Annotated in this window: 3 protein-coding genes; 2 read left to right on the plus strand and 1 reads right to left on the minus strand. The window is 71.8% G+C overall.

Annotated features, from left to right (window positions below; all coding sequences use genetic code 11):
• Positions 1 to 52: 52 nt before the first annotated feature.
• On the plus strand, positions 53 to 5,449 hold the full coding sequence (locus tag ACFFNX_RS00590; protein ID WP_378193327.1) for a hypothetical protein: 5,397 nt from the start codon (positions 53 to 55) through the stop codon (positions 5,447 to 5,449).
• A gap of 2,994 nt (positions 5,450 to 8,443) precedes the next feature.
• Here ACFFNX_RS00590 and ACFFNX_RS00595 read toward each other — a convergent pair.
• The gene (locus ACFFNX_RS00595) at positions 8,444 to 9,262 is read right to left on the minus strand and encodes a ricin-type beta-trefoil lectin domain protein (RefSeq protein ID WP_378193330.1); all 819 of its coding nucleotides are present in this window, start codon (positions 9,260 to 9,262) and stop codon (positions 8,444 to 8,446) included.
• A 424-nt stretch (positions 9,263 to 9,686) separates the two neighbouring features.
• Here ACFFNX_RS00595 and ACFFNX_RS00600 point away from each other — a divergent pair, with 424 nt between their 5' ends.
• Complete coding sequence (locus ACFFNX_RS00600) at positions 9,687 to 13,490, plus strand: hypothetical protein (protein WP_378193333.1); 3,804 nt, start codon at positions 9,687 to 9,689, stop codon at positions 13,488 to 13,490.
• The last annotated feature ends 35 nt before the right edge of the window (positions 13,491 to 13,525 follow it).

Consider the following 13,525-nt stretch of genomic DNA (forward strand, 5'->3'; position numbering starts at 1 on the left):
GGCGCTGGCGGACCAGGCGGCGGCGCTGGTGCCGCCGGACCGGAGACGCGCGGTGACGGACGCGCTCGCGGCGGAGTTCGCACGGCTGGGCGCCGTCGAGACGGGACGGCGGCTCGCCTCTTCTCAGGGCCTGCGCGTCGGGCAGGTCACGGTGCGGCTGGTGCTCGGCCCGCTGACCGGCGAGCACGGCGCCGTCTACCGCCGGCCGGAGGAGGTGCAGTCGGTGCGGGTCGGGGCCCGGCCCTCCCAGGCGCTGGACCTTCCCCAGATCATGACGCCGTCGACCTTCACCGACGTCGTCAACAGCCGTTCCATCGCGCCCGAGACGGCCGGCGGCGGCATGATCAGCGCCGTCACCGGCTGGAAGTGGCTGCCGAGCGTCGGCGTGCTGCCGACCCTCACCGGCCGTGGATCGCGGACCTTCGGCTCGTACGAGGGCGCCGTCACCGCGACGGTCCAGCAGATCTGGCACGACCGGTACGCCTACTTCGACGTCCCCGCGAACCGGGACGAACCGGCGGCGGGCAGTCGCTGGGCCGTCACGTACACCGGCGGAGACGGTACGGAACGGCTCGCGTCGGCACCCGTCGACGTGACCCTCGCCTTCGCCGAGGACGAGTCGCCCGAGGACCTGGGGCCCCCGCCCGAGACGCCCATGGTCGCCGAGCTGCCGCGGGACGCCCGGCCGGAGACGGCGGAGGCGTTCCACGGCGTCCTGCGGCGAGTCACGACGATCGTCGAGTCGCTCGTCCCGGACGGCGGGCCCGGCGCGGCGGCCGCCGAGATCACACGCCGTTTTCCCAACGCCGGCGCCGCCTTCACCGGTTCGGTGGGCGACCTGTTCGCCGAGTCGGTGCTGTTCGCGGTGCACCAGCACGTCCTCGGCCACGGATACCTGTCCGGCGAGTTCCGGGTGAACGAGCCGGATGAGGACTGGGCGGCCGTGCGCCTGCGGGGCCGGGTGAGGTCGGTCCGGCGCGTCGACACCGCCGACGGCTACGTCCAGCAGGACGCCCGGCACCTGTTCTGGTCCGGTGAGTCCAGCGGGATGAGCGGCGGAGTGTCCTCGGGAGTTCAGCTCGGCCCGGACCTCCCGGCCTTCACCGTGCGCGGGACGCCGCTGACGATCGGGCCCATCTTCTCCTTCGGCGCGAGCGGCTCGGTCGACCGGAGCCTGGCCGCGTCGATGGGCGCGGGGGACTGGCGGTACCTCGGATACCCGTCGCGGCGGCGCGTCTACCGGCTTGAGATCGACCTTTCCGCCGACGTCCGGTCCTCGCTGTCCGCCGCCGTCGGTGCCGTCCCCCTGGGGATGACCGGATACGTGGAGGTGCCGGAGCGGGAGGCCGACCGGTTCGAGCGTGAGCTGCGCGCGGTGCTCGACGGGTTCGGTCCGTACGCGGCAGGGGCCCGCCTGCCGATTCCGGCGGACGGGCCGCACCTGACCGACCGGACACCGCCACCGGGGATCGCCACCGGCGCCAGCCGGGGCCCGTCGGTCGTCGACATGCTCGGCGGCTTCGAGCGCGTGATTCCCGCCGCGATGCACCTGATCGACGATGCGTTCGGCGACCCGCGGCTGGCGACGTGGGCCGGACGGCCGACGGCACGGCAGCGCCACCGGCTGGAGCGGGCGCTGACCCAGCGTTTCTCCCTGGCCGCCGCGCTGCCGTACACGAGTCAGCTGATCAGTCACCGCATGTCGTACACCCGCCTCTACCAGGGCAACGGCGGGCGACTGCGGCTGACCGTACGGGTCGGTTCCGAGCAGGGCGGGGAGTGGACCGGCAGCCGGCTCGAGTGGGCGCGGATCGACCACTACCCGATCTCCTACGGCGATCTGGGCGCGACCGAGGAGGTGGGCGCCCAGACGACCTATCGCGGCGGCGGTCACATCCGGATCGGCCCGCTGAACCTCCGCCTGCACAGTGCGAACCTCCCGGTCCAGTACGCCTACGGCAGGTCGCGGTCCGCCGCGCTGACCGCACGCGCCGGAGCGTGGTCCTCGCTGGGATTCGTGTACGAGGGGCCGGTCCGGCTGTTCACGTTCGGTACCCGCTACCACGTCGGTGTGGAGTTGACCTTCGAGCCGGAGGCCGCCTCAGGCGGAACCGTGACCGGTGCGGTCCTCGGCACTCTGCGCGGCCTGCTGGGCGGACGGCCCAGTCTCGTCACGCCGGCGATCCGCCGCGACCAGGTGATACCGGGCCTGATGCGCTACGCGGTCGCCGAAGGGCTCAGTCCGCTGGCCGGTGGAGAGACGGTCCCGCGCCGGCTGCGGGGCGCGGGCGGGCCGGACCGCGCGGTCGTCCATCGGCGGCCGGTCACCGGTCCGGCGGTGCCGGCGCGGTGGGCCGCCGCCCTCGGCGCCCCCGAGACGTTGCGGCCCGACGACCAGCCTCTCGAGGTCCTCGGCGTCGCGGACCTGTGGAGAGTCACCGCGGAGCTGCTGGAGGAGGCCGGCGTCCCCACGCGTACCCGCACCGACACGCTGGACGTGATGATCAACGAGGACCAGCTCATCGGCCGGATGATGTGGGGTGGCACCGCGGTCCAGGCGTCCAGCGTCGTCCACGGCGGCGTGGTCGGCGATCGGCACGCGGTCGTCTCCCTCCAGGGGCGGCCGTACGACCTCCGCCGCCAGGCGGGCGGGGTGCGGATGCGGGAGACCGACATCATGGACTCCGAGCCCGCCGTGATCTTCACCGGGCGGCGGTCCACCGCGCACACCGCGTCCGGCGGCGCCGACTTCGCCGGCACTCGGGAGGACGGTGGCCCGTTCGGGGGCTGGACCTACCGCAACGTCGCCGAGACGCGCATCGAGTCCAACGAGGTGCTGTCCGGCCGCTGGCTCACCCAGGAGGACCGTGGCTACCGGCCGTACCGGGGGACGATGCTCTGGGACGTCACGGTGACGAGCTGGAGCGCGAACGCGGCCGGGGAGTGGTCGCTCCGGCAGGAGACCACGCAGGTGCTCGTGGTCGGCGGGCTCACGGTGCTGCGGCCGGTGCCGCGCGAACGGATCGAACGCCCGATCGGCGTACCGGAGACGCTCAGGCCGGACCACGTCCCGCCGATCTCCACCTCCGACCGCTTCGGATGGCCCGGGCTCCAGCACACGCCCGACGGGCTCAACCCGGTGCTCGACATGGTCCGCCGCGTGCTCGGTGTCGTCGACCGACGGCTGTTGCACCGGCAGTGGACGATCGCGAACGGCGCGCCGACGGCGTCGTACACGGGCCTGCCGACCAGCCTGCACACGATTCTGGAGCGGAGTGCCCTGCTCGGTCACCGCGACACGCTCCTCGGCCCCGGCCTGGTCCTGCACCTGGCCCGTTCGCTTCCCGGAATGAGCGAGCAGATCAGCCTGGTCCTGCGCGCCGATCCGAGCGGGGACTACGTCTACGAGGACACCCGCGCCCGTGACTTCGCCCTGTACCGGCTCAACACCCGGCGCCGGGTCGCCCGGCGCGGCGTGACGTCGGCGCGCACGGTGGGCGGCAACACCGGGACCGCGAGGATTCCGCCGGTCTCCGGCGTGGTGCGGGGCGGTTACCTCGAAGCCGTCGCCGAGAGCGACTTCTTCGCGCAGGCCGCGAACGCCCAGGGCGAGATCTTCCGGACCCGGGACGTGCTCACCATCGTCGGGGACACGCACGCCTATGTCGGCAGGCTGCGCGTCAGCGCGACGGTCCATCGCGGGTACAACCCGTCCAAGGCGCTACAGGTGATCACACTGGGCCTGGCGAACCCGGGGTTCGCCCTGGTGACGGATCCGGACACGCCGGTGCCGGTGGCGGTCGCCGACCACGTCGAGGTGGTGGAGCGCGTCCAGATCCCGGCCGCGATGCTGCGCGCCCCGTCTCCGGGACGGGCCGACCGTCGCGTACGGCGGGTCGCCGCGAGGCCGACGCCCGAACGGGTGCTGACGAACGCGGGACGGACGGCCTTCCCCGTCGACCGCGACCTGATCCTGTCGCGCGGCGTCGTGCCGAGCGGCATCGATCCGCTCGCTCTGCGCGCCCTGTTCGACCAGTCGATCGCCGTGTTCCGCGACGCCGCCGATTCGGCCGTGCGGCGGCTGATGGGCGCCACCGGCGTCCCGTTCGAGGCCTACGCCGCCGTGCTCGGCCGCCATCAGTTCCTGTCCGGCCTCCACCTGTCCCTCGGCGACGGGCAGGTCTTCCCGCCCTTCGTCCGCGAGGACGGCCCGGCCACGGACGCGCGTGGCGAACTGTCCGTCCAGGTCAGGCTCTATGACCCCCGGCCCCTCGGCTGGGTCGACGCCCGGCTCACCTCCGAGTCGCTGCACATGGCCGAGAACGACCTCCTGGACGCGGCGGGCAGCACGTTCGGCCTGTCGGCGGACGGCGGCCCGGAGCTCGCGCCCAGGAGCGGGAACCCCCTCGTACCGGTCGAGCCGTCGGTGTATCTCGGGCAGGGCCACGACCACGGGGGAACCGCCGGCGAACGGCTCGTACGGCCGATCGCGTTCCGGCGCAGGGCGCACTACCTACGCGTACGGACCGGCGTGCTGGCCGGCCTCGCGATCAGCGCGGCCAACGAGCGGCGGGACCTCTCGTACGGAGCCGCACGGATCGGGCAGTGGTACACGATGGACGACTCCCTCGAGGTCCTCCTGGACCCCGAGACCGCGCTGGCCCTGCGGATGCTGGACGGTGCCACCGGCATCCCCACCCCGCACGGCCGATACCTGCCGCACGTCCCGGCCGTCGCCCCGGCGCCGGGGAGCCCGGAGGCCGCCGAGGAGCCGCGCCGGTTGCGGGCGGCCTTCGCGCTGCCTCGCCACGGAGACTGGTATCCGCTCGCGGGCCACTACGACCCGGAGACGGCGAACGTCCTCCTGACCTCCGTACGGTACGACTCCGCCACCCGGCGGACCACGCCGGTCGCCGACCGTCTGGGCGCGGGCGGGTTCGCCGCCCTCCTGCGCGGCCTGGACGACCTCGGCGATCGCCCGGTCCTGCTGGTCATGGGAGGCGTCGACGAGGCGTTCGCGGCCGAGGTCGCCCGGCTGAGCGGGCACGACCTCCTCGCCACCGCGGACGCCGTGCGACAGGGCACGACCGTACGGGCGGAGCGGAACGGGCGGCCGGGCCGGTGGAGATATTTCGCCTCGGACGGCGGCCCTCCGGCCGTCCACGGTGCCGACCTCGACGAGGTCCTGACGGCGGAGGTCGCCCCGGAACTGCGGGGCGCACGCGCCGACGATCCACCCGGAACCATGACCCCGGACCCTCCCGTCTCCTGGACGGCCGGGCGGCCTCACCAGGGCGCCGGTCTCGACTGGCGAGGGAGCAGCCGCAGTGACGGGAGTGCCTGCGTCGAGGTCGTCCGGCTCGGAACGGAGACGTGCCGGCGGAGCCGGAGTTCGGCCACCTCCACGCAGAATCGGCCGTCGCTGCGGGAACTGAACTTCCACTGGTAACCGTCGTCGTCGACGATGAGGCCGCCCTGAGAGAGCGGTCCGACGCGGACCGCCATGCCGTCGCCGTCCACGGGGGTCAGGAAGAGGGCCGTGGCGTCGGCGTGCACCCGGTAGTGCGGCAGCGTCTCCACGTCGAGCGCCGCGGACAGGGAGTCCCAGTTCCGCACCCGGCCGATCCAGCCGCTGTCGCCGAACAGCACGGCGCCCCGGGCGACGTGCAGGAAGTCAGGGCCATGTCGAACCCACCCGTCGGCGGACAGCTCCAGGTCGTCGGGCAGGATGATGCGGCCCAGCGAGGTGACCGCGTACGAGAAGGAGCCGGGCGCGGACCCGCTCGCCGTGCCATCCGGCCCTTCGGCCGCGAACGAACGCCGGAACGTGAAGGTCGTCTCGGCCGTTCGGCCGTTCGCGCCGGGCTCCTCGAAGGTCGCCGCGGCCTCGTCGAGGCGGGGCGAGGGACGACGGTCCTCGATGGCTCGCCGGCTCTGGTCCTCTCGGGTGCCCCGTGCGGTGACGTCCAGCGCGATCTCGTGGCCGGCGGGCCATCTCATCGCCAGGGGGTCGTCGACGCGCAGCCCCCCGCGCGGCCTTCCACCACCCGCACGGCGTCTGGCAGAGCCGTGGTGTTGTCCGCGGCCCCGCGATCCGCCCTGGTGGGCCTGGCCGCCCCCACCGCCGGTGGCGGCGGCCTGCTGGAAGAACGCCTGTGCGATCAGAGCGGCCCGGTGCGACAACAGCTGGCGGCGCTGGTACGAGTCCAGCTGGTCATGGATGGCATGGACCGCCTGCTGGTTTATCCCCGGGAGACGCTGGTTCGCGAAAATGCCGTTCACCTGCGCGGTCAGTAGGTGCAGTTTGCCGGCATCGAGCGGCAGATCCGGGAAAGTGGTTCTCGGGGAGCTCGGAGCCGGGCCGCCCATGTCGTTGTAGACCTGTTGTAGATATTGGAATCCTTGTTCATTGGCGAACCGGACGTCGAAAACACGTCCTACGAACCATTCCGCAACAAATTCCACAGGTGGTGACGATGCTTGCCCCGCGTAGGAGCTGTAACTTCGTATCAGGGTGAGGGTGTTCTGATCGGTGATTGCGGTGTTCCACATGTCCACAAAGAGCTGTTGAGATTGAACATAGTGCAGGAAATGGCCGATCTCGTGGACGATGGTGGCCACTGCGTTTTCTTCGAACGTCTGGTCCAGATGGTGGGATCTGGTGGGATCGAGTTGTCTATCATGATATGTGGGGGCGGAGAGTAGGGGGCTGAGTACGAAAGAGTTCGGGGATTTGAACTCGCCGAGAGTATTCTCGAACTCGGGTATCGCGGCCTCGGCGACCTGGAGTCGGCCATGGACGACGCCGACTTGCAGGGACCTCGTGTATTTGGGTAGGTAGGCGGTAAAGCGGGGAACCGTAAAGCCCGCCGCCTGCACCAGGGTGACCGCGCGCTTCAGACGGCTGACCAGGATTTCTCTCGTGGCCCCGGGCATCGTCCTGTCGTAGGCGACGGTGAATTGCGTTCCGCCGGCGGCTTCGGCTCTGGACGTCCACGTGGCCGGAGACTCGCCCTGGTCGCCGCCCCGCTCCTGTGGGTGTCGGCTGAGAAACACCTCCAGCTCGGGAAACCTGCGCCGCATATGATCATCCATCATGGCGTGGAGATTCCCGTGGGAAATGTTGTCGGGAACGATTATTCGGCCGAGCCCGGTAACATTTTGAAGTGTCACCCTCAGCCCCGCATGGATTCCTGCGTTCCAGGCGCTGACCATCGCCTCGGCATCGCGTTCTTCGAACGCCTGACTGAGATGCGTCGGCTCGTCGGGCGGCGCAAGCCGATGAAGATGTCTGGCGAGTGATGGGGCGAGCGCGTAGTAATGCCCCAGCTGATCATCTTCGCCGGGCGCCTGGGACGCCGGATGGACGGGCCGGGAGCCGGGGTCGGTGACGATCCGCAGGGCGCTCGGGGGGAGAAGCGCCAGGTGGTGATCGACCTCACCGCCGGGCGTCGAGGGTGTTCGTCGATCGTTTGCGCCGGTGATACGCAGCGGGCGTTCGGGGATGACGGGGCCGGCGTCGCTGACATCCTCGATCTCCGCGAGATCGCGTCTGAGCAGGCCCGAGCCCGACGTGACGGTGTCGGTTACGCCCATCACGCCGGTCGTCCGTACGCCTGACGCACCCGGGGACCGCCGGAACACCGTCTTCGCATCTGGGGAGGTGTCGCGGAGGCCCAGGTAGTGCAGCAGTTCGTGGATCAGGTCGCCGTCGGTGTGGTTCAGGTCCAGGTGGAGCTGATCGGCCCGTGCCGGAGTGCGGGAGGCGGTGAGTTCGATGCCCTCGCCATGGTGCTCGACCGGGACCAGGGTCACCCACACGTGCAGTTGCTGTCTTGAGCGAGGAAGGCGATATCCGCGGTTGACGTGCTCATCGAGAAGGCCCTGGAGACGGGCCTGAAAGGCGGTGACGTCCGCGGCGGGCAGGTCCGCGGGCAGGACGGGGAGCGCCAGGGTGAACTCCCGGATCCACTGTCCGCCGGTGGCCCGGACCGTCCGTACGTTCGCGCGGATCAGGGTCGCACGGCCGGCGAGCAGCCCGTCCTCCCGGTCCGACTGCCGGCGGGCCGGATCGAACCGCTCTGTCGCCAGGGCCGCCGTCGGCACCTGCCGATTCGCGGACAGCCACTCCTCGGGACGAGCCGGACCGTTCGCCGAGGTCGTACGGGCAGGCGCGGCGTCGGGTGCCGGAGCCGGGAGAACCGCGACGGGCGCCGATCGCGAGGAGTTGAAGGTCGCGCTGACGACGACACCGTCGACGATCTCGGCGTCGAGGCTCACGGCCTCCAGGCACGCCTGAGCGCCGAGACTTCGACCCGATTTACGCCACACAGCAGTCCTTCGAGGTTTATTGCCGATGAACGGTTCAGGTTGATCGCGCAGGATCTTTCACCAGGCGAAAATGGTCCCTTCCTCGTGGCGGAAGGGACCATTTTTCGGGACGTCAGGAAAGCCGCCACTTCTGGTTGTTCTGCCCGTTGCAGGTCCAGATCTGCAGCCGGGTACCGGCGGCCGTCTTGTTGTCCTTGGCGTCCACGCACTTGTTGGTGCCGCTGTGCACGATGTCGTAGGCGCTGGTGAGCCTGAACAACTGCGAGGAGCCGCCGTCGCACGACTCGATCACCAGCGCGGCGCCGGCGGAGGCACCGGTCGCGGTCAGGCACATCCCCATCGATCGGAGTGTGCCGTTCACGAACGACCACTGCTGTTGCGGGGCGCCGCTACGGCAGTCCCAGATCTGGGTGTAGTTGCCGTTCACGGCGCGGCCGCCGGCCACATCGATACAACGGTGCGAGGAGTCGCCGACGACGAAATGGGTGGTGGCCGCGGCCATCACCTTCGCCTGACCGTGCACCGACCTGTCGTTCGACTCCGAGCCCGAGGTTCCGCTGTCGCTCTTGTTGCCCTTGGCTCCCTTGGCGCGCTTCCCGGGGGGAGCCGCAGGGGGTGCACCGGCCGACGGCGGATCGGCGTCGGAGACCGGAGGCTGCTGGTTCACGGTGCGCGGCGTGGTGGACGGATCCGTCGATCTCGACCGCTGCCTGTCGGCTGCGGCCACCGGCTTGTCCTTGGCGTGCGGGCGGAACACGACGGCGCCCACCGCCAGCGCCACGGCGCCGGCCAGCACGACCGACATGCCGATCGTGACGAGATAACTGGACAGGCTCTTCTTCTCACCGGGTGGCCGCACGACCGCACTGAAGGCGCGTGTCAGGTCGCGGCGTTTCGGCTCCTCCGGCTCTTCGGGCGTTGGTTCGGACACGCGGAGTTTCCTCAAGGTGAGTACGGGGCGCGCATCGGGTACGCGCCCGCGGCGACGGTCAAGCGGATGTGATGCCAGGTGGCGTCAGGTCAGGTGCGCGCAGCGGCGACGCCGCGTCATGAGTTCCGCCAATGCCGGAATCCGCACATGACTCCGTCGGAGATCTTCTCATGGCCCACTGTCTGAAATGACAGAACACAAGTGCCATCTCGAGGAACCCGAGTGCCAGAATATTCGGCCGCATCCTTCTCCTCGCCGGACCACACTGGCCTGCCGAAGTGCCGGGCGATAGAACTTGGGCGTCAGCTTTGAGAATTGCCGTGCCAAAGGGCGGTATCGGTGGTCTGGATCGCATTTCCTGGCGCATTTAGCTAGCCTCGCATTTTGATGTGTACCGTCGGTGTGGACGCGGGAATGGGGCAGCATGTCGATCGCGTGGCGTAAGTCGAGTCGTAGCGTTGCGGCATGCCTGCAGGCGGCCGCGGCCGACGCCACGGTGAAGGGCGATCAGGTCGTCGCGCTGGCCCCTCCGGCCGAGACTCCGGCCGCCACCTCGGCGGTACCGGCCTCCGGCGACACGACCGGCCCGCGCGAGGTCGGAGGCGACGTTCAGGTCTTCATGGCCGACACCTCCGGCGCGATGGCCACCGGGTTGCGGGCGGTGCTCACCGAGCTGGACGACCCCGACGCCCCGATCTCGAAGGTGCTGGCGACCGCGCTCGGGTCCCACTCCACCCGGGGGACCGCCACATCGGCGACGGACGGTGGTGTGGCGCCCCCGCGCATTCGGCCCAGGCGCCCCGTGAAGGCCTTTCTCGACGACCCTCAGGACGTCGCCGCGGCATCCGTCCGGCCGAGTGTGGCGGCGACCGCCCCGGAGACGGGTGTTCCCGCCGATGCAGGGGACGGACGCCCGGAGTCCGTCCCGGCGCACGGAGGCTGGGAGGGCGCGCTGAGGGCGTGGTCCTGGAAGCCGCAGCCCGGCACGTCGGACGTCCCGGCGGCCTCCGACGCGCAGGTCGGCTGGGCCGCGGGCAACGGGATGACATTCGTCGGGCAGCGGGGCGGCGGTGACTTCTTCGACGCGTTGGTGGCGGCCGGGCACGGCACGGAGTTCGGCGAACGCCTCGACGAGCCCGGGGCGCTGCGGCAGAAGGTGGTGGGCGGCCGGGCCGACGACCCGGACGACGCGATCGTCGCAGAGTACGCCCGGGCGAAGGCGGGAGCCGACGGGCAGGTCGATGATGCCGCGGTCGCGGAGGCGTACCAGGATCTGCTCGACAACTGGCAGAAGATCTTCACCCGGATCGACACCGGCGGCCGCGATGACCTGATCGATGAGCTGTTGCCCGCCCTCGCGCACCATGCGCTGTCGGTGCCACTGCGGGTCGTGGACGCGGACGGCCGGGCGCGTTCGTACGGTGCCGGGCCCGGCATCACCATCGCGAGGGTCACCGGAGGCCAGGGCCGCGCCTGGGCGGGCCTCGCGCCGACCGGAGCGCCGCGCTTCCTGGGTGCCGGGACCCGCCCGGCCGATGTCGCCGGCGGCTGGAGCACTCCCGCCGCCGACGACGCGTCCGCCATGAGCGCACTGGTGCCGGGAGACGTCGGCGAGGCGTACCGGGAGACGTTGCGGCTCAGGCGCCTGCGGTTCGTCGAGGTCGCCGGCGGCCCCGACGCCTTCTTCCGGGCCGTGCTGCGGGCCGCGGACGGTGGGTTCAACACGAGCCAGGGGTTCGTCGGCGATGTGACGCGACTGCGTGAACTGCTGGTGCGCGAGATCGAGCAGGCCGCGGGCGAGGACCCGGTCTCCGGGGACGTCACCGATCTCTGGCTGGTCGTGTACACGACCTACGAGGCGCTGTACCGGCAACGCCGGCAGGGGCCGGGGCCGCTCGGCGCGGACGACACCGCCGCGCGGATCGAGGGCGGCGAGGCCCTGAACGACATCCGGACCGCCATCGTCGACCCGGACAGCTGGCCGGAGCTCGCCGAAGCGGTTGCGCCGTACTTCCTGAACCGGCTCGGCCTGTCGGTGCGGACGGTCTACGGCACCGGCGCGATCGGCCGGTACGGGGACGGCCGGCCGGTGTACGTCACACCCCTGCCCGATGCGGGGCAGGGGGCACGGGGGTGGGCGGCGCTGCCGCAGGCGACGCCCCGGTTCGCCGCGGGCTCGCCCCTCGGCGCTCCCAACATGTCCGATCCGGTGCTGGTCCGTCTCGGCCGGGCGGCGGACGCCCACAGAGCCGCTCTCACCGCGACGCCCGCCGCGAACGACCCCGTTCTCGATCGGCTGGCCGCGATCCGCGCGGGCTGGCTGAAGACCGGCACCGGCAGGGCGACCGAGACGGACGGCCGGTGGAGCTTCGACGACCTCACGACGACGGCCGGCTCGCCGTCTCCCGCCGGAGCGTCCCCGCGCGATGTGCGTACGGTCGGAGCGGGGCTCGGGCTCGCCTCCGCGGTCGAGCTGACCTTGTCGCTGTTCGAGCGGCGGGGCGGGATCCGTCCGGCCTCCGTATCCGCGGGGACGGGGCGGGCCGGCATGCGGGCCGACCAGTGGGTGGTGGCTCCGTCGCTTCGTGAGCTGGTCCGGGAGGTCCCGTCGAACGGCGCGGCGATGTTCGTCAGCGGCGGGCGCACCTGGGTCGCGGCGGCCACCACCGGCGGGCTCGGGCTGGCGGAGTTCGGCCCGGAGTCCCCAGCGGGCCGGGTGGGCGTCTATTCACCGGAGATGGCCGCGTCGGCGAACGCACCGGGGCTGGCACTGTTCATCGGCCAGGACGGGCAGGTCGTGCTGCCCGAGTCGTTCGGCTCGGCCGTCGGCTGGGACGGCGACGACCTGTCCGGGACCACGATCGCCGCCGCCCCGCATGCCTCGGCCACGGACGGGGCGCCGGAGGCGAGCGAGGCCCAGAACGAGTGGGCGCGCGAGAACGGGCGGCACTTCGCCCCGTTCCGGCCGGGAGACGGATCCTTCTTCGAGTCGGCGATCACCGCGGCCGGCGGGCGGCTCACGGTCAACGGTGCGGAGATCACCGACGCCACGCGCCTGCGTCAGGCCCTGGCCGCGTCGGCACGTGAGAGGGCCGCCGGGCCGGATGGCCTGGGGACCTTCGCCCGCGCGGCCTTCCAGGTCGCGGCCGAGGAACGCATCATCGAGGAGTTCCTGGGCCACGACCTGTCGAAGCTGGACCCGAAGGCGGTGTACGACCAGATCGCCTGGCATCTCGAGACCGGCGCGGCGGCGACGTACATCGCGGACGCCGTCGAGGAGCCCGGCCACTGGGCGGAGATGACCCGGCTGCTCGCACCGGCGCTGCTGGCCGCGAGCGCCGATGTCGCCCTCAAGGTCGTCGAGCCCGACGGGCGTGTCCACGCGTACCAGGCCGATGCCGGTGCCCGCGACGTCGTCTTGGCCCGTGCCGGTTCCCTCGGCGCCGGATCGTCCGCCTGGGCCGCGGTGCTGCCGGAGTCCGGTGGGTCGCCGGCCGACGTCCGCGCCGACGAGACGGTCCACCTCGGCGCCACGGTGCCGGCGGGCGAGCCGGCCGTGCTCGATGACGAGCAGAAGCAGGTCGCCGACACCGAAAAGCTGAGCGTCGTTCCTACGGCGCACGGCGCCGACTCCATCTTCAGCGCGGTGCTGGCCGCGGCGGGCGGCGGCATCATGATCGACCGCGCCACGTACGCCGACACCGCCGCCGGACTGCGCCGGGGGCTGGCCAGGCTGGTGCGGGAGCGCCCGGACGTCCTGGACTCGGTCGCGTGGCCACGGTCCGGCGAGGGGGAGCGGGACGCCGAAGAGATCGTCAGCCGCCTGACCGACCCCGCCGCCCACGACGTCGGCGGTCTCGCCCGGCTCCTGCTCGGCCCGTACCTCGGTGTCCAACTGCGGGTCGCCGAACCCGACGGCGAGGTCCGTGTACGGGGACGTGGCCGGCCGCTCACCGTCGCTCCCACCGAGGGCCGGAACGGCACCCACTGGGCCGCGCTCGTCCCGCGGCCGAACCCGGCCCCCCGGGACCCGTCCTCCTCCGGTCTCGACGGACGCCTCGACCGGCCGCCTCTCAAGAACCCGTGGAGCGCGACCGCCTACCGGCTCGTCGGCCCGGGGGCCCGGCCGGCCGAGGCACCCTGGCGGAACTCCACTTTCTGCGCCCCGGTCAACGGCGTACTCGCCTGCGTCTCGGTCGCTGTCGTCTACCGGCACACATCGCTCTGACCACCCCGTACCCGTGACACTCCACACCGGCCGAG

Source organism: Actinoallomurus acaciae, assembly GCF_042429965.1.
GTDB classification, from domain to species: Bacteria; Actinomycetota; Actinomycetes; order Streptosporangiales; family Streptosporangiaceae; genus Actinoallomurus; species Actinoallomurus acaciae.

What these genes read in the sequence shown, in the direction of transcription:
- ACFFNX_RS00600 (WP_378193333.1), top strand. Translation starts at nt 9,687, where the DNA reads ATGTCGATCGCGTGGCGTAAGTCGAGTCGTAGCGTTGCGGCATGCCTG.